Origin of the sequence: Microbacterium sp. ABRD28, assembly GCF_003850245.1 — a bacterium.
Taxonomy (GTDB): domain Bacteria; phylum Actinomycetota; class Actinomycetes; order Actinomycetales; family Microbacteriaceae; genus Microbacterium.
Genome location: NZ_CP031015.1, coordinates 1,620,427 through 1,642,556, shown reverse-complemented (window position 1 = coordinate 1,642,556; position 22,130 = coordinate 1,620,427). Strand labels below are relative to the sequence as shown.

General features: G+C 69.2%; 18 protein-coding genes. 6 read left to right on the top strand and 12 right to left on the bottom strand.

Annotation, left to right across the window (positions count from 1 at the left end; translation table 11 throughout):
- A complete protein-coding gene (locus tag DT073_RS07910) occupies nucleotides 1-1,188 on the bottom strand; it encodes an LLM class flavin-dependent oxidoreductase (RefSeq protein ID WP_124294420.1) in 1,188 nt (395 codons plus the stop codon).
- A gap of 209 nt (nucleotides 1,189-1,397) precedes the next feature.
- Here DT073_RS07910 and DT073_RS07905 point away from each other — a divergent pair, with 209 nt between their 5' ends.
- Together DT073_RS07905 and DT073_RS07900 are read left to right on the top strand one after the other, a co-directional pair.
- The gene (locus tag DT073_RS07905) at nucleotides 1,398-2,585 is read left to right on the top strand and encodes an acyltransferase family protein (RefSeq protein WP_124292891.1); all 1,188 of its coding nucleotides are present in this window, start codon (nucleotides 1,398-1,400) and stop codon (nucleotides 2,583-2,585) included.
- A gap of 88 nt (nucleotides 2,586-2,673) precedes the next feature.
- On the top strand, nucleotides 2,674-3,690 hold the full coding sequence (locus DT073_RS07900; protein WP_124292890.1) for an isopenicillin N synthase family dioxygenase: 1,017 nt from the start codon (nucleotides 2,674-2,676) through the stop codon (nucleotides 3,688-3,690).
- Nucleotides 3,691-3,830: 140 nt separating this feature from the next.
- Here DT073_RS07900 and DT073_RS07895 read toward each other — a convergent pair whose 3' ends face one another.
- Together DT073_RS07895 and rpsO are read right to left on the bottom strand one after the other, a co-directional pair.
- On the bottom strand, nucleotides 3,831-5,345 hold the full coding sequence (locus tag DT073_RS07895) for an asparaginase (protein WP_240638405.1): 1,515 nt from the start codon (nucleotides 5,343-5,345) through the stop codon (nucleotides 3,831-3,833).
- A 315-nt stretch (nucleotides 5,346-5,660) separates the two neighbouring features.
- Nucleotides 5,661-5,930 (bottom strand): 30S ribosomal protein S15, encoded by a 270-nt coding sequence (gene rpsO / locus DT073_RS07890; protein WP_017830938.1) that lies wholly within the window; start codon nucleotides 5,928-5,930, stop codon nucleotides 5,661-5,663.
- Nucleotides 5,931-6,140: 210 nt separating this feature from the next.
- Between rpsO and DT073_RS07885 the strand changes: the two genes are divergently transcribed.
- On the top strand, nucleotides 6,141-7,097 hold the full coding sequence (locus DT073_RS07885) for a DMT family transporter (RefSeq protein WP_240638396.1): 957 nt from the start codon (nucleotides 6,141-6,143) through the stop codon (nucleotides 7,095-7,097).
- On the opposite strand, the gene DT073_RS07880 is transcribed toward DT073_RS07885, so the two are convergent.
- Nucleotides 7,081-7,449, bottom strand: coding sequence for an FKBP-type peptidyl-prolyl cis-trans isomerase (locus DT073_RS07880; RefSeq protein ID WP_124292889.1), 369 nt, complete (start codon nucleotides 7,447-7,449; stop codon nucleotides 7,081-7,083). The two genes, DT073_RS07885 and DT073_RS07880, sit on opposite strands and share 17 nt — an antisense overlap.
- A gap of 184 nt (nucleotides 7,450-7,633) precedes the next feature.
- A complete protein-coding gene (locus tag DT073_RS07875) occupies nucleotides 7,634-8,869 on the bottom strand; it encodes a PrsW family intramembrane metalloprotease (RefSeq protein WP_124292888.1) in 1,236 nt (411 codons plus the stop codon).
- A 68-nt stretch (nucleotides 8,870-8,937) separates the two neighbouring features.
- Here DT073_RS07875 and DT073_RS07870 point away from each other — a divergent pair, with 68 nt between their 5' ends.
- Nucleotides 8,938-9,804 (top strand): fumarylacetoacetate hydrolase family protein, encoded by an 867-nt coding sequence (locus DT073_RS07870; protein ID WP_124292887.1) that lies wholly within the window; start codon nucleotides 8,938-8,940, stop codon nucleotides 9,802-9,804.
- A gap of 60 nt (nucleotides 9,805-9,864) precedes the next feature.
- Here DT073_RS07870 and DT073_RS07865 read toward each other — a convergent pair whose 3' ends face one another.
- The 5 genes from DT073_RS07865 to DT073_RS07845 all read right to left on the bottom strand — a co-directional run bounded on the left by DT073_RS07865 (nucleotide 9,865) and on the right by DT073_RS07845 (nucleotide 14,529).
- A complete protein-coding gene (locus DT073_RS07865) occupies nucleotides 9,865-10,263 on the bottom strand; it encodes a DUF4190 domain-containing protein (RefSeq protein WP_124292886.1) in 399 nt (132 codons plus the stop codon).
- A gap of 99 nt (nucleotides 10,264-10,362) precedes the next feature.
- Entirely contained in the window at nucleotides 10,363-11,835 is a 1,473-nt protein-coding gene (locus tag DT073_RS07860; RefSeq protein WP_124292885.1) for an aspartate ammonia-lyase, read from the bottom strand.
- Between the two features lie 124 nt (nucleotides 11,836-11,959).
- The gene (locus DT073_RS07855; protein ID WP_124292884.1) at nucleotides 11,960-12,868 is read right to left on the bottom strand and encodes a phosphodiesterase; all 909 of its coding nucleotides are present in this window, start codon (nucleotides 12,866-12,868) and stop codon (nucleotides 11,960-11,962) included.
- Between the two features lie 69 nt (nucleotides 12,869-12,937).
- Nucleotides 12,938-13,270: a peptidase gene (locus tag DT073_RS07850; protein WP_124292883.1), complete on the bottom strand. Its 333-nt coding sequence runs from the start codon at nucleotides 13,268-13,270 to the stop codon at nucleotides 12,938-12,940.
- Nucleotides 13,267-14,529, bottom strand: a complete 1,263-nt coding sequence (locus DT073_RS07845; RefSeq protein WP_124292882.1) for an inorganic phosphate transporter — start codon at nucleotides 14,527-14,529, stop codon at nucleotides 13,267-13,269. The genes DT073_RS07850 and DT073_RS07845 overlap by 4 nt, the downstream gene beginning before the upstream one ends.
- Before the next feature lie 271 nt (nucleotides 14,530-14,800).
- On the opposite strand from DT073_RS07845, the gene DT073_RS07840 reads away from it, so the two are divergent.
- Together DT073_RS07840 and DT073_RS07835 are read left to right on the top strand one after the other, a co-directional pair.
- Nucleotides 14,801-16,426: an MFS transporter gene (locus DT073_RS07840; RefSeq protein ID WP_124292881.1), complete on the top strand. Its 1,626-nt coding sequence runs from the start codon at nucleotides 14,801-14,803 to the stop codon at nucleotides 16,424-16,426.
- Between the two features lie 41 nt (nucleotides 16,427-16,467).
- A complete protein-coding gene (locus DT073_RS07835; protein WP_124292880.1) occupies nucleotides 16,468-18,582 on the top strand; it encodes a S9 family peptidase in 2,115 nt (704 codons plus the stop codon).
- Between the two features lie 41 nt (nucleotides 18,583-18,623).
- On the opposite strand, the gene DT073_RS07830 is transcribed toward DT073_RS07835, so the two are convergent.
- Both DT073_RS07830 and DT073_RS07825 read right to left on the bottom strand, forming a co-directional pair.
- A complete protein-coding gene (locus tag DT073_RS07830) occupies nucleotides 18,624-19,652 on the bottom strand; it encodes an ATP-dependent 6-phosphofructokinase (protein WP_124292879.1) in 1,029 nt (342 codons plus the stop codon).
- Between the two features lie 104 nt (nucleotides 19,653-19,756).
- Nucleotides 19,757-21,940 (bottom strand): DEAD/DEAH box helicase, encoded by a 2,184-nt coding sequence (locus tag DT073_RS07825; RefSeq protein WP_124292878.1) that lies wholly within the window; start codon nucleotides 21,938-21,940, stop codon nucleotides 19,757-19,759.
- Between the last annotated feature and the right edge of the window lie 190 nt (nucleotides 21,941-22,130).

The window sequence follows — 22,130 nt, the reverse complement described above, 5'->3', positions numbered from 1 at the left end:
TCATTCCCCCGTCCGGGAGGAGGCGGCTGCGGCGGGACGGCGGTAGGGGCTCGGTCCGCCGGCGAGGTTGTCGCCGCGGTTCGCGTGGGGAACCGCCTGCGGCGCCGGCGCCCCGGCGTAGGCCGCGGCGACGCGTGCGGCATGGGTGGGCGCGTCGGGGACGTTCGCCGGGCGGCCGGCGGCGAGCTCCCGCCGGAGGGCCGGAACCACCTCGCCGCCGAGGATGTCGAGCTGCTCGAGCACCGTCTTCAGCGGGAGCCCGGCGTGGTCGATGAGGAAGAGCTGACGCTGGTAATCGCCGTAGTGCTCGCGCATCCCCGCGTAGCGGTCGATGATCTGCTGCGGTGAGCCGACGGTGAGCGGCGTCATCTCGCTGAAGTCCTCCAGGCTCGGTCCGTGACCGTAGACCGGGGCGTTGTCGAAGTAGGGGCGGAACTCCTTCACGGCATCCTGGGAGTTCTTCGCCATGAACACCTGGCCGCCCAGACCCACGATCGCCTGCTCAGGGGCGCCGTGGCCGTAGTGGGCGAAGCGCTGACGGTACAGCGAGATGAGGCGCTGGTAGTGCTCCTTCGGCCAGAAGATGTTGTTGGCCAAGAAGCCGTCACCGTAGTAGGCGGCTTGCTCGGCGATCTCGGGGGTGCGGATCGAACCATGCCAGACGAACGGAGCCACGCCGTCGAGAGGCCGCGGGGTCGAGGTGAAGCCCTGCAGAGGAGTCCGGAACCGCCCCTCCCAGTCCACGACGTCCTCGCGCCAGAGCTTGTGGAGGAGGGCGTAGTTCTCGATCGCCAGGGGCAGGCCCTGACGGATGTCCTTGCCGAACCACGGGTAGACCGGGCCCGTGTTCCCTCGGCCGAGGGTCAGGTCGACCCGCCCCTGGGCCAGGTGCTGCAGCATCGCGTAGTCCTCGGCGATCTTCACGGGGTCGTTCGTGGTGATCAGCGTGGTCGCCGTGGAGAGGATGAGCCGCTCGGTCTGCGCGGCGATGTAGGCCAGCGTCGTGGTCGGCGACGATGACCAGAACGGCGGATTGTGGTGCTCGCCGAGGGCGAAGACATCCAGCCCGACCTCCTCGGCGTGGCGGGCGATCGTCACGGTGGCCTGGATGCGCTCCGATTCGCTCGGGGTGCGCCCGGTCGTCGGGTCCTCGGTGATGTCGCTCACCGTGAAGATGCCGAACTGCATTCCCGGCCAGGTGGGGGTGTTCACGTCTCTTCTCCGCTCTCTCGCCGCGCGGGTCATCCGCTTCGACCAAGTACATGCAAGTGAATGTATCTGATGCAACGCCGGCCGTCCCAGGCTATTCCCGACACACCCCGGGTCACCGAGCCGCGCGGAGCTGCGCCGGTTCGCGGGCCCGCGGGCTAGTCTGATCTCGTCCCGGGGAGGTGACCATGTCCGGCAACAGCGCGCCACCCACGGCAGCCACCCCGACGACCGGTACGACGCGCACGAAGCGCCGCACACCGTTCTTCGACAATGCGCGATTCGTCTGCATCGTCCTGGTCGTCCTCGGGCACGCGATCCAGCGGCTCACCTATGACTCCGACATCGCCCTGTCGATGTATCTGCTCATCTACGCCTTCCACATGCCGGCGTTCGCGCTGATCTCGGGGTACTTCTCGAAGTCGGATGCGCCGGGGAAACGCCAGATGGCGCGTGTGCTCACCGACATCGTCGTGCCCTACGTGATCTTCGAGGGCCTCTGGGTCCTCACGAAGTGGATCGTGGAGGGTCAGGCCGACCCGAACCTCACCCGTCCGTCGTGGACGCTGTGGTTCCTCCTCGCCCTCGGCATCTTCCGCCTCGTGCTCCCCTACCTCGCACTGCTGAAGTGGCCGTTGGCGTGGACCGTCCTCATCTCGATCGGCGCGGGCTATCTGCCGAACATCGACTCGACCTTCTCCCTGTCCCGCACGCTCGGACTCCTGCCGTTCTTCACCCTCGGATGGTGGCTCCGTGAGCGCCGGGTCATCGAACGACTGCAGCTGCTGGACCGTCGACCCTGGTGGACCTTCCCGGCTGCCATCGCGAGCTTCGCCCTGGCCGGGTGGGCGGCCTGGTTCTTCGTCGACGAGTGGAAGCAGATGAACCTCGCGACCTGGTTCTTCTACGACGACTCCTATGCCGACCTCGGCGGAACCCAATGGTGGGCGGGGGGCGTGCGCATCGCTCTGATGGCGGTCGCCCTGATCCTCTCCACGGCCCTTTTCGTTCTCGTTCCGCGCGGACAGAAGTGGTGGACCCACTTCGGGCAGTACACCATGTACGTCTACCTGCTCCACTCCTTCGTGCTCTACCCGTTCCGCGAGTCGGGGGTGCTGCGTGGCCTCGAGCCGACCTGGCTGTGGCTGCCGCTGGTGTGCCTGCTGTCGGTCGGCATCGCGCTGGGTCTTGCCACCAAGCCGGTGCGGCGGATCTTCCGCCCGCTGATCGAACCGCGACCGCGCTGGCTCTTCGCCGATCCCTCGCTCGCGGCGTCGGAAGGACGACGGTCCGACCCCACGGGGTCGCGCCGACCGCCGGAGCCACCGCGGTCGCGCCCCGTCGCCCCGCCGCACGATGCTCGCGGGCCGCTCTGAACGCCCCGCGGCGGTGGGACTGTAACACTGTGACGACGACGGCGTAACACGGCGCGAGGCACCTGTTCCGCCGACGTAGCCTGTCGCCATGACCGACCTGTCGCTGCCGATCCTCGACCTCTCCCGCCTCGACGCCGGACCCGACGAAGCCGCCGCCTTCCGCGACGAGCTGCGCGAGGCCACCCACCGCGTCGGTTTCTTCTACCTCACCGGCACGGGGGTCGGTCCTGAGCTCGAGAACCGTCTGCACACCGCGGCGCGGGCGTTCTTCGATCTCCCCGAGGCCGACAAGCTGGCGATCGAGAATCTCAACAGCCCGCACTTCCGCGGCTACACCCGCATCGGCGGCGAGCGCACGCAGGGCAAGGTCGACTGGCGTGAGCAGATCGACATCGGGCCCGAGCGGGAGCCCGTCACCGACCCGGATGCGGCGGCCTTCCACCGTCTGACGGGGCCCAATCTCTGGCCGGCGGCGCAGCCGGAGCTGCGCGAGGTCGTCACCGAGTGGCACGACAAGCTCACCGAGATCGCTCGCGTGCTGCTCCAGCAGTGGGCACTGGCTCTCGGTGCCGAGGCCGACCACTTCGAGCGGCACTTCGGTGAGCCGGCGAGCCTGATCAAGATCGTGCGCTACCCCGGCACCACCGAGCCGGAGCCGCAGCAGGGTGTGGGCGCGCACAAGGACTCCGGCGTGCTGACGCTGCTGTGGGTCGAGCCCGGCAAGGGTGGCCTGCAGGTCGAGCGCGAGGGCGTGTGGGTGGACGCCCCGGCCGTGCCGGGCGCATTCGTGGTGAACATCGGCGAGATGATGGAGTACGCCACGCAGGGCTACCTCGTCGCCACCAATCACCGGGTGATCTCGCCGCGCTTCCCCGACGACCGCATCTCGGTACCCTTCTTCTTCAACCCCGCTCTCGACGCCGCGCTGCCGCTCGTCGAGCTGCCGGCAGAACTGGCCGCTCAGGCCAAGGGCGTCACCGAAGACCCGTCGAACCCGATCCACTCGCTGTTCGGCGAGAACGCGCTGAAGTCGCGGCTGCGGGCGCATCCCGATGTCGCCGAGCGGTGGCACGCCGACCTGCTGGCGGCCCGCGCCTCCTCCTGAGCGACTCCGCGCATCGATCTCCGTCGGCGACCCGTCGCCGCGACCCGCCGCCGCGACCCGCCGGCGAGAGTGCATCTGCGCGCCGAGAATACGGGGTCACCCCGCACTCTCGGCGCGCAGTCGCGCTCTCGGGAAAGCGATCAGTGCGTCAGCATGTGCTCCGCCAACCGGCGCCGACGCCGCAGGTAGGTGATCGCGCCGACCGCGATGAGCAGGAGGGCTGCGAGCGAGAGGCCACCGATCCCTGCGAGGCCCGTACTGGCCAGGCCGTCGCCGCCTCCGGCACCGGCGACGGCGCCCGCTGCGGGCGTCTCCGTGGCATCCGGCGTCGGCTCGGCCGTGGGCTCTGCACTCGGCTCCTCCGACGGTTCACCGCTCGGCTCGCCCGTCGGTTCCCCGGTCGGTTCGGGCGTGGGTTCCTCGGTCGGCTCGGGCTCGGCGCCGCCGGGGGTCGGATCGACCGACGCGGCGAGCGCCGAGGAGTCGAACGACGGCGCGCCGAGGGTTGCGAACCATTCACGGGCGACCGAGACGTCCTCGGTGAACGTCCGGCTCAGCAGCAGGAGCAGACGTGCCTTCTGCGGCAGCAGATCGCCCCCGGGGATGATGTTGCCCGTACCGCTGTCGACGGTGCCGCTGCCGGTGCGCGTGGTGCTGACGAACCACACTCCCTGGTTGTTGACCGCCGCGGTGCGAGCCTGCCCCGCAGCCGACGCGATGCCGCCCGCTCCGGTCCCCGCGGTGACGATGCCCTTCACGCCGGCCGCGGCGAAGGCGCTGATCGCCTCGCCGCCTGCCTGCTGGTAGTTGTAGAAGATCTCGACACGGGGAAGATCCTCCGCCGCGACGGTCTCGAGGTCGAACGGCGTGAACCATTCCTCGCTCCCGCAGTCCAGCACCCGGGCGGGGGCGCGGTTGACGATCACCGACGACCCGTCGATCCACCCCAGAACACCCGACATCCGCGTGACGAAGGTGTCGTTGCGGGTGGCGTTGCCCTTGGTGACGTCCCGGGCGGCGTGGATCTCGTCGTTGAGCATCAGGACGGTGCCGAAGCAGAACGTGGCCTGGCTGGCAGCCAGTCGGATCGCCTGCAGGAGGTTGGCGGGACCGTCGGCCCCGAGGACCATGGACTCGCTCGCGGTCGCGCCCGCGGCCCACGGCCGCATCGCGCCGGTGATCACGACGGGCTTCTTGTTCTGCACCGTCAGATCGAGCCAGTACGCGAATTCCTCCATCGTGTCCGTTCCGGTCGTGACGACCACCGCGTCTGCGTCGGCGAGCGCGCTCTGCACTGTCAGGCTCAGCTCGCGGTACTGCGGGATGGTGTACCCGCCGGATCCGGAGTTGCCGAACTGCACGACCTCCACATCGGCGAACGCCGAGACCTCCGGCTGGATGACGCCGACGAGGTCGGCCATCGGATAGGTGCCCGCACGGTAGTCGGTGTACGTGTCGCGACCGTCGGCGCGACCCGCGATCGTCCCCCCGGTCGCCACGACGACGACCTTGGGCTTATCGCCGGCCGTCGCGGCACGGGCGGGGGTGGGTGAAGCGGTCGCGATGACCGCTCCGGAGGCGGCGAGCACACCCGCGACGGCGAGCGCGAGGGCGCGCCACCAGCGGGATGCTGCGGGGGAGGCGAGGGTGGTCAACGAAGCATTCCTTCCAGGGTGCCTGACGGCACCACGACGTCATCGCCACGACGTCGGAAGGCAGGCTCACGCGCAGCCCGGGAAGGCGCATCCGGGACGGCGTGGGGGGACGCAGGAGCAGTGAGGGGTGGAGCCGTGCCGGAGGGGGTGTCCGGTGCTTCACAGCCTATTCAGGCGAATGTCACGGATGTTTCCGGAAACGAACGACCCGATGACGTGTGCCGGGAAGAGCTGCTGCAGACGAGAAAAGAGAGCCGCCCGACACCTCGGGCGGCTCTCACAAGAACGTTTTGCGCGATCGAACGCTGGACGCGATTAGCGGCGCAGCCCCAGGCGCTCGATCAGCGAGCGGTAGCGCGCGATGTCGATGTCCTGGAGGTAGCCGAGCAGACGGCGGCGCTGGCCGACGAGCAGGAACAGCCCACGACGCGAGTGGTGGTCGTGCTTGTGCTCCTTGAGGTGCTCGGTGAGGTCCTTGATGCGCTGCGTCAGCATCGCGACCTGCACCTCGGGGGATCCGGTGTCACCGGGGTGCGTCGCGTACTCTTCGATGATCGCCTTCTTGACGTCTGCTTCGAGTGCCATAGATGGGATCCCCTTTCTCCTCATTGCGCGGTGCCCGACGCCTGATGCGTGAGCTCTCTTTATCCGCGGCCGATCCAACGGCAACTGCACGAGTCTACCAGTCCTCCCCCGCCGTGACGACGCGTAGCCGAACGGTCGGCTACCGGCGGAAAACGGACGATGCGCTCGGCCGCGCTGTCTCGGCGCCGACGCGCGCCGTAGGGTCGCGACATGACCACGGATGAGCTCGCGACCGAATCCGCGAAGATCTCGCGACTGCCGGGGATGATCGTGCTGCAGTTCACGCTCGCCGGGATCGTCTGGGGCTCGAGCTTCCTCTTCATGAAAGTCGCCCTCGAGGGCGTCGGACCCGGCCAGGTCGCGTGGGCACGCCTGGTCCTCGGCGCGCTGGCGCTCGGAGTGCTCGTCGCGGTCCGACGCGAGCGGCTGCCTCGTTCGCTTCGCATCTGGGGACACATGAGCGTCCTGGCGCTGACGTTCTGCGTCATCCCGTTCCTGCTGTTCTCGTGGGCGCAGCAGCACGTCACCTCGGGGCTGGCCAGCATCTACAACGCGACGACACCCATCATGACGGCGATCATGGCGGGACTGCTCCTGCGCGTCGAGCGACTCAACCGCGAGCAGGTCACCGGGATCGCGGCGGGCATCGTGGGCGTGGTCGTCATCATCGGACCGTGGCAGGGCCTCGATCTCTCGCAGAGCGTCGTGGCGCAGCTGGCGATCCTCGGGGCCACCGCGTGCTACGGGTTCAGCCTCGCCTACATGCGGCGATTCGTCGCCCACACCGGGATGTCGGCGCTGACGTTCTCGTTCCTCAACATCGGCATCGCCGCGGCGATCATGATCGTGCTCACACCGGTGATCGCATGGGCTCCGGTGCAGCTGACGCCGGCGATCGTCCTGAGTCTGATCCTCCTCGGCGCCCTCGGGACGGGCCTGGCGTACATCTGGAACCAGAACGTCGTCCGGGCCTGGGGCCCGACGCGCGCGTCGACGGTGACCTACATCACCCCCGTCATCGGCGTCGCCCTCGGCATCCTGATCCTCGGCGAGCGTCTGAGCTGGAACGAACCGGTGGGCGCGCTCGTCGTGTTCGCGGGCATCCTCCTCGCACAGGGCCGCGTGCGCCTGGGCGGCACGCGGAACCGGCTCAGCCGACGGCGATGAGGTCGATCACGAAGATGAGGGTCTTGCCCCCCAGGAAGTGTCCGCCACCCTCGCCGTAGGCCAGGCGCGGGGGGATGACGAGCTCGCGACGTCCGCCGACCCTCATGCCGGGAATGCCGTCCTGCCACCCCTGGATGAGACCGCGAAGCGGGAACTGGATGCTCTCGCCCCGGTTCCACGACGAGTCGAACTCCTCACCGGAGTCGAACTCGACACCGACGTAGTGAACGGTCACCTGGTCGCCAGGGCGGGCCTCCGCGCCCTCCCCCACGATCAGGTCGCGGATCTCCAGCTCACGGGGGGCGGGTCCGGCGGGGGCGTCGATCTCGGGCTTGGTGCGGTCATCCGTCATTGCTCCATCCAAGCCCAGGCGCCGCTCCCGGTCAACGCGACCGGCGTGGCGGACGGGGTCTTGACAGCCGCAGGCGCGGCTCGGCATCCTGATGGCAGGCCGACTCAGCGCCCGGTAGACACGCAGGCATCGCCGCGGCACCGGGCGCTGAGTTCTGTCCGGGGCCGCCGCCCGGCTCCCCCGATCAGGGGGCGAACAGCGCGGCGCGGGCGGCGGTGACCCGCGCGAGGAGGACGTGCTCATCCTCAGCGGCACGCGGGTCGCGGCCGGTGATCGAACGCTGGCGAGCGGCTGCGAGCGCGGTGGCGTCGTGGATGAAGCCCTTCATCGTCGCCGTGCGATCGCCGCGAAGCCCCGCCGCCCACGCCAGTGCGGCGCGACGACCCGAACCGGTGGCGAGCATGTCGACCTCCTGGGAGGTGAACCATCCTGCCGTGGCGTAATCGGACAGCCGTTCCCGGGTGAGGCGGGCCTCCTCCCGGCGGAGCCCCAGGATTCCCACGATGAAGAGGATGAACAGCGGCACCTGGAGGGTCAGGTACAGGCCGAAGAAGTCGCCGAAGACCGCCGAACCGTTCCAGAACGCATGAAGCAGGATGGCGCCGGCGAGCCCGATGAGGAAGGGGCCCATCGCATCGCGCACCCGGCCGCTCCGCCGCGCGGCCAGACCCAGAGCGAACCCGATGACGCTGGTGAACATCACGTGCGCGAACGGGGAGAGGATGCCGCGGAGGAAGAAGATCTGCGAAACGTCGGCGACGCCCCCCTCGATGAACCCGATGCCGAAGTACTGGATGTTCTCGGTGAAGGCGAATCCGGCACCGACGAGCGCGCCGTAGACGATGCCGTCGACAGGGCCGTCGAAGGCCCGGCGGGCGGTGAGGAAGATCAGCAGCACCCCGAGGCCCTTGGCGACCTCCTCGACGACCGGCGCCTGGACCACCGTCGACAGCACGTCGCCGAGCGGCGTCGAGCCGAACCCGAACACCAGGCCCAGCAGCAGGTCGACGCCCAGGGCGATCCCGACCGACGCGATCGCGCCCCATGCGACCGCGAGCACCATGAGGCCGCGGGGCTCGGGCTCCCACCGGTCGATCAGCCGGATGGCGAACAGGACGCCCACGAGCGGGATCAGTGCCGCGACCCCGCCGATGAGGGACGCCGCCGGGCCCAGGGCGTTGAGGAAGTAGCCGACGAGCGCGATGAGGATCAGCACCAGCAGCGCGGCGATCCACAGCGGCGCAGTGCGCCCGGTGCGGGGCAGGGCCGCGCCCGAGGTGGGGATCGGCACCGGTTCGGGTGAGACCCGCGCCTGCGGGATCGAGGCGCCGTAGGCAACCTGCGGCTGAGCGAAGACCGTGGGAAATGCCGGGGGAAGGAGCGAGGGGCGTCCGCCCCCGGGACCGGCAGAGTTCGTCATGGCGAACAGCCTATGCGGGCGCGCACCGCGCCGAGGGGAGCCCGTCCGTTTGCGTATACCGTGGAAGGATGCGCTTCGCCCACGTGACCTCGTCGGACCACGCGCGGCCCCGGCTCGTGCTCGTCCCCCGCGATGACGAGGCCGTCTTCGTCGATGAGCTCTTCACCGGGGCGCCCGCCACCCTGCAGGAACTGGTCGAGGGTGGCGACGATCTGCTGTCGGCGGTCGCGGAGGCCGCAGACGACGCCCCGCGGCATCCTCTCACCGCCTTCGGATTCGCGTCGGCCGTCCTCCGTCCCCCAGCCATCCTCGCCGTGGGCCTGAACTACGCCGCCCACTCGGGTGAGCTGGGGCTGAAGACGGATGCGACGCCGACGGTGTTCGTGCTGTGGCCGAACTCCCTCACCGGTCACGAGGCCACCACATCCTGGCCGCGGAGCCTCAGCGAATCGGTCGACTACGAGGCCGAGCTCGGCGTGATCATCGGTCGGCCCGCGAAGGACGTCCCTGTCGAAGACGCGCTCGATCACGTGTGGGGCTACACGGTCGTCAACGACATCACCGCACGCGACATCCAGTTCTCCGAAGCGCAGTGGTCACGCTGCAAGTCGTTCGACGGCTTCACCCCGACCGGTCCGTTCGTCGTGACCGCCGATGAGGTGCCCGACCCTCAGGACCTCCACATCTGGACCGTGCTGGACGGTCGGATCCTGCAGGACGCGTCGACGGGGCAGATGGTGCGGTCGGTGGCCACGCTCATCACCTCGCTGTCGCAGTCGGCGACCCTGCTGCCGGGCACCCTGATCTCCACCGGCAGCCCGGGTGGTGCGGGGTATTCCCGCGACCCGCAGGTGTTCCTTCGCGACCGCTCGACGGTGACCGTCGGGATCGACGGAATCGGCGAGCTCACCACGCACTGCCGGATCCTCGACTGACGCCGAAGCGCCGGCCCCCGAGGGGACCGGCGCTTCCAGGTCGAGGCTTTCGACCGACGATCAGCTGCAGGTGATGGTGCCGCCGCCTTCGAGGTTGTGGACGCCCGGGCCGAGTTCGGCACAGGCGGCGGCGAGGCCTCCGCCGACGGCGACGGCCACGAGGATGATCACGATGATGCCGATGACCATCAGCACGGCGCTGATGATGATGGCCGCCAGCGCCCAGCCGTTCTTGACCCCGGCCTTGCGGCTCTGCACGAGAGCGACGATGCCGAGGATCAGGGCGATCAGCTGTGCGAAGAACGACAGCACGAACGCGACGATGCCCAGCGTCTTGCCGGGGACGGGCGCGCCCGGAGCGGGCTGGGCATTGTAGGCCGGCGGAGGTGCCGAGCTGTAGGCGGGCGGGGTCTGGGGAGCGCTCGGCGGAACGGCGCTCGGGTTCTGCGGGTCGGTCACGATGGCTCCTTGGTGGAGGGAAAGCGGTTCAGGGTTGCGAACGAACGCTATCGGTCCGCGCCCAGGAGCGCCAGCCTGACGCGCCGCACCGCGAAGGGGTCAGTCCGCCGACTCCGAGACGAAGTTCTCAGCCGGCAGGACGAGCGGGATCGCGGCGGTGGTCGCCTCCAGTCCCGAGAGCCGCGCGGGTGAGAGCTGCTTGGTGACCTCCTCGCGCGACATCAGCCCCGCCTCCACGACGAGGTCGGCGATGTTGTGACCGGTCAACAGGGCGGTCTTGGCCAGCGCGGCGGCGGCTGCATAGCCGATGAAGGGCGTGAGAGCCGTCACGACGCCGACGGAGGTGCCGACCATGGCGCCCAGTCGCTCTCGATTGGCGGTGATGCCGTCGATGCAGTTGACGCGCAGGGTGTGCATTCCGCGACGCATCCAGGTGATCGACTGGAAGATCGAGTGCGCGATGATCGGCTCGAAGGCGTTCAGCTGCAGCTGACCGGCCTCGACCGCCATCGTGACGGTGAGATCGGCGCCCGCCACGGCGAAGGCCACCTGGTTGACCACCTCGGGGATGACGGGGTTCACCTTCCCCGGCATGATGCTGGAGCCCGCCTGGCGCGGGGGGAGGTTGATCTCGCCGAAGCCCGCCTGCGGGCCGGAGGAGAGAAGCCGGAGGTCGTTGCAGATCTTCGACAGCTTGATCGCGTTGCGCTTCAGGGATGCCGAGAACGACATGAAGGCGCCGGTGTCGCTCGTGGACTCGACGAGGTCGGTGGCCAGCTCCAGGTCCAGACCCGTGATCGCCCGCAGGTGGGAGAGCACCGCGGTGCTGTAACCGGGCGACGCGGTGATGCCCGTGCCGATGGCCGTGGCACCCATGTTGATCTCGTAGAGGAGGTAGGCGTTCTCGGTGAGCCGGTTGTAGTCCTCGCCGAGAGTGGTGGCGAACCCGTGGAACTCCTGCCCGAGGGTCATCGGCACGGCATCCTGCAGCTGCGTGCGACCGACTTTGAGGATGTCGTGGAACTCCCGCGCCTTCGCCAGGAAGGAGTGGCGGAGCAGATCGAGCTCGTCCAGGAGCGTCTTCAGGTCGAGGCTGAGGCCCACCTTGACCGCCGTCGGATAGACGTCGTTCGTGGACTGGCTGCGGTTGGTGTCGTCGATCGGCGACAGGAAGGCGTAGTCGCCCTTCTGCCGGCCGGCGAGCTCGAGGGCGACGTTGGTGATGACCTCGTTGGCGTTCATGTTCGTCGAGGTGCCGGCACCACCCTGGACCACCCCGACGACGAACTGGTCGTGGTACTGGCCGTCGATGACGAGCTGGGCCGCGCGATCGATGAGGTCGGCCTTCATCGGGTCGAGGACGCCGATGTCGCGGTTCGCCCGCGCGGAGGCCTGTTTGACCATCGCCAGCGCGCGCACCAGGTCGCGGTAGACCGAGATGGGGCGCTTGCTGACGGGGAAGTTCTCCAGCGCCCGAGCGGTGTGGATGCCCCAGTAGGCGTCGGCGGGGATCTCCAGGGATCCCAGCGAATCGGATTCGGTGCGGGTGCGCGTCGTTGCGTCCGGAGCCATCGATAGTCCTTTTGGGTCGCGGCGGTCGGTGATCCCCCGAGCCTAGTCACCGGTCACGGTCTCCCCGGTGGCCCTGGCGTACAGGTGGAGCGGGCCCACTGTCCGCAGCGTCGCCTCCGATGGATCAGCGCCGCTTGCGCGAGAAGGCCTCGAGTCTCTCCTGCGGGCTCAGACGCGCCATCCGCTCGGCCCACTCCGGCGTGAAGTAGTCCCCCGTCGGTGCGTCCACGACGGGGACGACGTCGTGCGTGATCGTGGTCGGGTAGACGCGGACGACGTGGAACGACTGCCCGGCGTCGAAGCCGTTGACCTCCAGCGCAGGCAGACCGAGGTTCATGCCGTAGCACGTCGACGACGCGACCGAGACGGGGATCCCCGCGAACGTCGCGCTTGTGGAGTAGTGCAGGTGGCCCGCGAGGATCGCGCGAACATCCGTTCCCTCGAGCACGCGGGCGAGGCGGCTCTGATCGCGCAGTTCGAGGATGTCGAAGAGCGGGAGCGGCGATGGGATCGGGGGATGGTGCATGGCGAGGATGGTGCCGAGGGGCGCCGCCTCCACGAGGACGTCGGACAACCAGGCCAGCTGCGCATCGTCCAGGTCGCCGTGGTGCCAGCCGGGCACCGTGGTGTCGATGGCGACGACGCGGAGGCCGTCGAGGTCCCACACCCGGTCGAGGGGCGCCTCGCTGGGCTCCTCGTCGAGCAGGTGGCGGCGCATCGCCGGCCGCTCGTCGTGATTTCCCGCCACCCAGACGACGGGGGCCCCCAGGGCCGCCGCGACCGGTTCGACCAGTTCCCGGAGGCGGCGGTACGCGTCCGGCTCCCCGAGGTCGGTCAGGTCGCCGGTGACGACGAGGGCGTCGGGTCGCGGGCGCATCCGCTCGATCAGCCGGAGCGTCACCGCCAGATGCTCCTCGGTGTCGATCCCCGGACCGTGCAGCGCTCCCCCGGCCAGCAGGTGGGTGTCGCTCAGGTGCAGGAGCGTACGTTCGGGCGGAGGGTACTGTCCGAATCGGAGGGATGCCGCATCCATGCCCTGAGCCTAATCAGCCCCACCCCCGCGGTCCCCCGACCTCGATGCGGGAAACGTGCGCTCGAGAACTCAGTGGTTGACGACGATGAGCAGGATGCCGCCGATCACCGCGGAGGCGCAGACGGCGAAGCATCCGTACGCACCGAGGTAGGCCACCTGCTTCTGGCGCTCCGTCAGGGGGCTCTTGCGGGCGGCCTTGTCTGCGGCCTTCGCCGCGCGGCGCGCCTCTTTCGCGGAGATCACCGTGATCGCGTCGGTGAACTCAGCAGGCGTCACGACGGGGGAACGCCCGCTGCGGACGAGGAGTCGGAGCCCGAGGGCGTAGAACAGCACGACCGTGGCTGCCGCGATCAACGCGGCGAGGAAGACCTGGACGAAGGCGAACCAGTCGATCGAGATCACGACCGCTCTCCCTTCGTCCCGGTACGCTCGCGCTCGGCATCCGCCGACGCACGCTCCTCCTGTTGGCGGCGGAGGGCCCGCTGCCGACGAGTGGGGGGCGGGATGCGCGCAACGGCGATCGCCGCACCCGAGTCGGCGACCTCGCTCATCGCATTCGCCGCAGTGACCGCGTTGCGACGCGAACGCAGATAGATCGCCAGCACCACCACGCCGGCGGCGACCGCATCGATCAGAATCCCCCACGTCCCCAGCAGCACGACCACAGACGCCGCGACGGCGCCCACGGCACCGGCGGCGGGAAGAGTGAGGAGCCAGCCGACCATGATCCGGCCGACGGTGCGCCAGCGCACGATCGAGCCCCGACGGCCCAGACCCGAGCCGATCACCGAACCCGACGCGACCTGCGTCGTGGACAGGGCGAATCCGAGGGCGCTGGACGCGAGGATCGTCGAGGCCGTGGACGACTCGGCGGCGAACCCCTGCGCGGGCTTGACGTCGGTGAGTCCCTTGCCGAGTGTGCGGATGATGCGCCACCCGCCCATGTAGGTCCCCAGCGCGATCGTGACGGCGCACGCGACGATCACCCAGAGCTGCGGGTCGGGATTCGAGCTGGACTGCCATCCCACGGTGATGAGGGCGAGGGTGATGACGCCCATCGTCTTCTGCGCGTCGTTCGTGCCGTGTGCCAGCGCGACCAGAGACGACGTGAAGATCTGTCCCCACCGGAACCCGTCACGTCCATCGGGCCTGCCGTCGTGTCGCCGCGTGACGGCATAGGCGATCTTGGTGGTCGCGAACGCGATCAGCCCTGCGGTGACCGGCGCGATCAGCGCCGGCAGGATGACCTTGGACATCACGACGCCGAGGTCGATCGCCGCGAAGCCGGCACCCACGATCGTGGCCCCGATCAGCCCCCCGAACAGGGCGTGCGAGGAGCTCGAGGGCAATCCGAGGAGCCACGTGAGCATGTTCCACGAGATGGCGCCGATGAGGCCCGCGAAGATGATGGCGGGGAAGATCGCCGCCGACAGCTCGTCTTCCCGGATCATCCCTCCCGAAATCGTCTTGGCCACTTCCGTGGACAGGAAGGCCCCGACGAGGTTCAGGACGGCCGCGAGCAGGACGGCGACCTTGGGCTTGAGCGCGCCGGTCGCGATCGGCGTCGCCATGGCGTTGGCCGTGTCGTGGAACCCGTTCGTGAAGTCGAAGAACAGTGCCAGCACGATGACGAGCACGATGATCAGGGTTGCGGTCTCCACCGTTCGCTTTCCGAGAGTGTGAAAGAAGGGAGGGTGCCGACGGGATCGGCGTGTGCGAACGAAGAGTTCACCGGGAGTTAAGGAACCGGCAACCGGCCAGACAGAATCCTCGCACCGGCCCCACGCTCGGTCAACTCAGCGAGCCGACGCGACCGGATGATGTCCGGCGCACCCGGCGTCCTCCGCATCGGGTGATGCGGAGGACGCGACAAAGGTGTTGGATGTTGCCGCAGAGGCCCGGATCGGCTTCGGGGCGAAGGCAGGTGGCCGGATGAAGAAGTGGTCCGTCGTGCTGATCCTGGGCGCGGCACAGTTCGTGATGGTGCTCGACAGCACCGTCATGAACGTCTCGATCTCCACCGTGGTGGCCGACCTCGACAGCAGCGTGACCGCGATGCAGTCCGCGATCACGTTCTACACGCTGACGATGGCCGCCACGATGCTGCTCGGCGCGAAGCTCGGCGACATCTGGGGCCGGCGCCGCGCGCTCGTCATCGGATCGATCGTGTACGCCGCGGGGTCGCTGCTGACAGCCCTGAGCCCGAACATGCTGACGCTCTTCCTCGGATGGTCCGTCATCGAAGGTCTCGGTGCGGTACTCGTCATCCCCGCCATCGCCGCCCTGATCGCCGACAACTACGACGGAAGCGATCGGGTGACGGCCTTCGCCACCATCGGCGCCGTCTCCGGTGCCGCCGTCGCCGCGGGCCCGCTCATCGGCGGATTCATGACCACCTATCTGAGCTGGCGCTATGTGTTCGCGGGCGAGGTCGTCATCATGGCGGTGGTCGTGCTCTTCGCCGGGCGTATCGGTGAGAAGGCTGCGCGCCAGCGCGTCGGAATCGATGCCCTGAGCGTGCTGCTGTCGGCGTCCGGCCTCGTCGCGGTCGTGTACGGGATGCTGCAGAGCAAGGTCTGGGGATGGATCATCCCGCTGCACTCCCCCGAGATCGGCGGCGTGGCGATCGCACCGCTGGGCATCTCGCTCACGGCGTGGCTGATCGTCGCCGGAGGCGTGCTCCTGACCCTCTTCTTCGCGCGGCAGCGCCGCTTGGTCGCCCGAGGACGCGACCCGTTGCTGCACGCAGAGCTGCTCTCCATCCGCCGGCTGCGCAGCGGCTTGGGCGTGCTCGGCGGTCAGTACGCGATCACGGCGGGACTGTTCTTCATGGTCCCGGTCTACCTCCAGATGACGCTCGGCTTCGACGCCCTCGAGACCGGCATCCGCATCTTCCCCCTCTCGGTCTCGCTGATCCTGTTCTCGATCTTCGGCACCCGCCTGTCCACGCGCTGGTCGCCCAAGCGCATCGTGCGCGTCGGTCAATGGACCCTCGCGGCGAGCTGCCTCGTGCTGCTCTCCGCCGTCGACCCCGAGCTGTCCAGCCCCGCATTCGGGCTGGGGATGTTCTGCGCGGGCGCCGGCCTCGGACTCCTGGCCTCGCAGCTGGGCAATGTGAACATGTCGTCGGTCACCGAGAAGGAGACGAGCGAAGTCGGGGGCCTGCAGGGCGTCTTCCAGAACCTGGGCTCATCCCTCGGCACCGCCCTCATCGGATCGATCCTGATCAGCACCCTCGCCACCTCCTTCGCGAGCGGCGTCGCACAGAGCACGCTGCCGGCCGAAACGCAGACGGTCGTCGCCGAACGCACGGCGGGCGGAGTGCAGATCGTCCCGGCCGACAGCGTGCCGCAGATCGCGACCGACGCAGGCCTCAGCGACCAGGAAGCGACCGAACTGCAGACGGTGTACGTCCAATCCCAGCTCGCGTCGCTGCGCACCGCCCTGTTCGGTCTCATCCTGCTCGCGCTGGCATCGCTGCTCCTCTCGCGCGGCATCCCGGACGACGTCCCTCCGCCCCGGCGCACACGCGTCACGGCACGCGACGCGACCTCCTAGCGAACCCGATCACGGCCGGAGGAGTCGACTAGCGTGGGAAAGTGACCACCGCCGCCGCATCACCCACACCGCCCGTCGCCGCCCGCACGCCGATCGTGCGCAGTCACCATGGCGACGATGTCGAAGACCCCTACGAGTGGCTCCGGGCGAAGGAGGATCCGGCCGTCATCGCACATCTGGAGGCCGAGAACGCCTACACCGCCGCACGCACCGCTCACCTGGCGGGCCTGCGGGAGCGGGTGTTCGAGGAGATCAGGTCCCGCACCCTGGAAACCGACCTCTCCGTCCCCAGCCGTCACGGCGACTGGTGGTACTACGGCCGAACCGTCGCAGGCAAGCAGTACGGCATCCAGTGCCGCGCTCCCCTCGCGTCTTCGGACGACTGGACCCCGCCCGTGCTCTCGCCGGATGCCGAGGTCGCCGGCGAGGAGATCCTGCTCGACAGCAACGTCGAGGCCGAGGGTCGGGAATTCTTCTCCCTGGGCAGCTTCGACGTCTCGACAGACGGCTCGCGCATGCTGTTCGGTGTCGATGTCACCGGCGATGAGCGGTACACGATCCGTGTCCGAGACCTCGCGACCGGCCGTCAGCTCCCCGACGAGATCCCCGATACCTTCGCCGGGGCGAGCTTCTCGCCCGACGGCCGGTTCATCGTCTACACCACGGTCGACGACGCCTGGCGCCCCGACACCGTCTGGCTCCACGAGATCGGCACGCCCGTCTCCGATGACGCCAAGCTCTTCCACGAGCCCGACGAGCGGTACTGGGTGGGCGCTGGATTCACGCGCAGCGAGCGCTACCTCGTCATCAGCCTGGGCTCGTCCATCACCTCCGAGGAATGGCTCGTCGACGCGACCGACCTGACGTCCGAGCCGCGGGTGATCTGGCCGCGCCGCGAGGGCGTGGAGTACGACGTCTCGCACGCCGTCGTCGACGGGGAGGACGTGCTGTACATCCTCCACAACGACGGCGCGCTCGACTTCGAACTCGTCCGCGTGTCGGCGGCCGACCCGCAGGGCGCCCGCCACAGCGTCATCCCCCATCGCCCCGGCATCCGTCTGCTCGGTCTTTCGACCTTCCGCGACTGGGGGGTGATCGGCTACCGCCGCGAAGGCCTGGCACGACTCGGGATGCTCGATTACGCCGCATCGACGGTGTCGGAGATCGAATTCGACGAGCCGTTGTACTCGGTGGGCACCGGCGGGAACCCCGAGTGGGCTCCGCCGATGCTTCGGCTGTCGTACGGCTCTTTCGTCACCCCCGGCACCGTGTTCGACTACGAGATCGCCACCGGCGACCTGCTGCTGCGCAAGCGGCAGCCGGTGCTCGGCGGCTACGATCCCGCTGAGTACGGACAGGCGCGCGTCTGGGCCCGCGCCGACGACGGCACGCAGGTGCCGGTGTCGCTGGTGTGGAAGCGGTCATTCGGCGAGCCCGGTGCAGCGCCACGCCCCGTGCACCTCTACGGCTACGGCTCGTACGAGCACTCCATCGAGCCGGGGTTCTCGGTGCCGCGCCTGTCGGAGCTCGATCGCGGGGTGGTCTTCGCCGTCGCCCACGTGCGCGGGGGCGGAGAGATGGGTCGGCAGTGGTACGAGGACGGCAAGCTCCTGGCCAAGCGCAACACCTTCACCGACTTCGTCGCCGCCGCGCAGCACCTCATCGGCGGCGGATACACCACCCCCGACCGGATGGTCGCTGAGGGCGGAAGCGCCGGCGGACTGCTCATGGGCGCGGTGGCCAATCTCGCACCCGAAAGCTTCGCGGGAATCCTCGCCGACGTGCCCTTCGTCGATGCGCTGACGACGATCCTCGACCCGTCGCTGCCCCTGACCGTCATCGAGTGGGACGAGTGGGGTGACCCGCTCCACGACGCCGACGTCTATGCCTACATGAAGTCGTACACGCCCTACGAGAATGTTCGTGAGGGGGTGCGGTATCCCCGCGTGCTCGCGGTGACCTCGCTCAATGACACCCGCGTGCTCTACGTCGAGCCGGCGAAGTGGGTCGCGCGGCTGAGGGAGGTCGGCGCCGACGCGCTGCTGAAGTGCGAGATGGTCGCCGGTCACGGGGGCGTGTCGGGTCGGTACAACGCGTGGCGGGAGCGGGCTTTCGAGCTGGCGTGGCTGCTGGACGTGCTGGGCGTCGCGGACTGACGCATCGCTGGGACATGCCGGCGCGGCGCGCGCGGCGCGGCTCAGCCGAAGAGCGCGGCGGCTTCGTCGTAGCGGTAGCGCGGCACGGTGTTGAGCTCGCCCAGGGCCTCGGCGAAGGGCACGCGCACGATGTCGGTGCCGCGGAGCGCCACCATCTTGCCCCACTCCGCGTCCATCACCGCGTCGGCGGTGTGAAGCCCCAGCCGGGTGGCGAGCACCCGGTCGAATCCCGAGGGAGATCCGCCCCGCTGGATGTGGCCGAGCACCGTGGCGCGGGTCTCGATCCCGGTGATGCGCTCGATCTCGGGGGCGAGCACCTCGCTGATGCCGCCCAGGCGCGGGCGGTTGAACGCGTCGAGACCCTTGTCGCTGAACGCCTCGTCCATGCCCTTGAGCTTGAAGCCCTCCGAGACGACCACCAGCGGGGCGCGACCACGATCGTGCGCCTTGGTCACCAGCTCGCAGATGTCGTCGATCGTCAGCGGTACCTCGGGGATGAGGATCGCGTGCGCGCCTGCGGCGATGCCGGCGTGCAGCGCGATCCAGCCCACGTGGCGCCCCATGACCTCGGCGACCATGCAGCGCTGATGCGAGTCGCCCGTGGTGCGGAGGCGGTCCATCGCCTCCGAGGCGATGTTGACGGCGGTGTCGAAGCCGAACGAATAATCGGTGGCCCGCAGGTCGTTGTCGATGGTCTTCGGGACGCCGATGACGTTGATGCCGTCCTTCGACAGGCGGTCGGCGGCGGCGAGGGTCCCCTCGCCGCCGATCGCGATGATCCCGTCGATGCGATGACCGTAGAGCGTCTTGGCGATGTTCTCCGCTCCGCCGCGCGACCCCTCGTAGGGATTCGTGCGGCTGGTGCCGAGGATCGTTCCCCCGACCTTGGACAGACCCTTCACCTCGTGGCGGGTGAGGGGGAAGAAGTCCGCGTCCACCACACCGCGCCAGCCGTCGCGGATGCCGACGAACTCGAGGTTGTAGGTGGTCGTGCCCTTCAGCACGACGCCGCGGATGACGGCGTTCAGGCCGGGGCAGTCGCCGCCGCTGGTCAGGATGCCGATCTTCATGTGTGTCCTTGGTGCTCTCGGGGTGGGGCTATCGGCGACGCTGCCTCACCCCGAGAGTACTGCCGGATGCCCGGGGCGCACCAACCCGGTGCGCCCGGTGCTGTTCAGACCTCGCCCAGCGCCCGCCGCGTGAGATGCATGAGCGCCGACAGCTGCACCGAGTCGCTGGACTCGGGGTCGACGGCGATGCCGTCGAGAGCGCGCTGAGCCAGCCCCTGCTTGGAGTCGATCAATTCGGCGATCTTGGTGTCGATCGTGTGCGCGGCGATGATGCGCCACGCCGTGACCGGCTCGGCCTGGCCGATGCGGTGCACACGATCGATGGCCTGCGTCTGCTCCGCGGCCGTCCACGACAGCTCTGCCAGCACGACGTTGGAGGCCGCCTGCATGTTGACACCGACGCCCGCAGCCGTCAGCGAACACACCGCGACGCCGACCTCGGGGTCGTTGTTGAAGGCGTCGATGGCCTCCTGGCGTGCGGCGGAGGTCTGATCTCCGCGAAGCGACACCGACCGCAGACCCGACGCGCGGAAATGCGCCTCGGCGGCATCCATGACGTCGATGTGCTTGGCGAAGAACACCACCTTGCCCACCGAGCGCTGCAGCTGCACCGCGTAATCGGCCGCGAGATGGGCCTTCGCCTGACCGATGCGACGCACCATGGTGAAGACGTTCTCGGACCCTGTCCCCTGCGCCTTGGATTCGTCGAGCTCGTTCTGCGCGACCAGGCGCACGATGTCGTCGTCGAGCTCTCCGGGCAGGTGCAGGGTCGCCTGCCCCTGGCGAGCGGTGCCGCGGGCCTCGATGATCCGGCGGTAGCGCGCGGCGAGACGTTCGCCGAGCTCGCGCTCTGCCTGGCGGATCGATCGACCGAACTCGTCATCGAGCTCGACGGGAAGATCGGCGATGAGCTTGTCAGGCAGGTCGGCCGCGACATCCGTCTTCAGACGCCGGACGATCCCCATCGAGATGACCGCCTCACGGGCAGCGGGGTAGAACGCCTTGTCGGCCGGAGTGAGCCCCGACTCGTCGAGCTTCTCCATCAGCTCCGGCCCCGGCTTCTCGCCGTTGGTCCAGCCGAGGAAGCGCCAGATGGCGTCGAAGTCCTCGACGTCGTTGATCAGCGGCGTTCCGGTGAGGGCGAGCATGAGGGGATCGCGCACCTGCTGACGGATGCGACCCGCCAGGGCGAGGACGTTCTGCGAGCGGAGCGAGGTGAGGTTCTTGATGAAGTGGGCCTCGTCGACGACCATGCCCTTCAGGCCGATGGAGCTCAGCCACGACAGGTGCCGGTCGAGGATCTCGTAGTTGACGATGAACACGTCGGCGAAGGCGTCCATCGCTTCGCCGTCGCCGTGGATGACGGTGGCGCGACGCTGCGGTGTCCAGCGCGCGACCTCGCGCGCCCAGTTCATCTTCACCACATTCGGGACGACAGCCAGCAGCGGATAGGCGTCGGCGACCGAGGCGGCGAGCACCGACTCGGCGGTCTTGCCCAGACCCGGCTCGTCGGCCAGGAGGAAGGATCGGTGACCCTGACGCACCGCCTCGAGGAAACGCGACTGGTGCGGCATGACCTCCAGGCCCTTGGGCGAGAGACGGTCGAACTCGGGGACGGGGGGAAGATCCATGGATGCCGCTCCGCCGCCGGCCCCGGTCTCGAAGGCCTTGTACAGCGGGCCCATGAGCTCCCAGCCGTCGAGGCGACGGCGGATGTTGTCCTTGGGCGCCAGGCGCGATAGGTCCGGGGCGAGGAACGGGTTCGCCATCTGGCGGGCTTCGACGGTGGCGGGCACGACCTGGCGCTCGGCGAGCGCCGCGGGCACGACCTGCGCGGGTGCCGGGGCGCTGTCGGTGATGATCAGCTCGTCCGGCGGCAGCTCGGCCCCGGACTCCAGCAGCCAGTCGCGCCGCATGCGGCGGGCGACCGGCGAGGTGGCCTGGTCGACTTCGAGCAGCTGGATCAGCGAGGTGTCGCGTGCCGCGGTCTTGGCGAGGATCGTCGCGACACCGTCGAGCCGCTTCAGCAGCTCCGAGCGGGTGGCGTCGGTGATCTCGGTGTCGGCTTTGACCCGCGCCCGCTCCTCGCGGACGAGGAACGCGATCACCTGGAACTTGACGCGATTGGTGGGGCCGAGCTTGCCGCGCTGGGCTTTGGCCTCGACCTCGCGAACCTTGCGGGCGAGGATCGGGATGACGGGGGCGTCGTCGTCACGGCGGGACGATGACCTTCTGCGGCCCGACGCCGAACGTGAGCGCGAATCCTGGGCGGGTGCCGTGGTCGGCATGCTCCTCCTGAGCGTGAGTGCCGGTGAGGACCGGCGGGTGTCCGGCGAGGCCGGTGAGAGCGACGGGGTCCGCGGGCGGCGGTCCGTCACGACGCGGGTCGGAGGTCTCGGCCGGGCGGCTGCGGGCACTCGCTTCAGCGAGCTGCGGCGACGCCGATGAGATCTCCGGCATCGATTCTAGCGCGCCGCC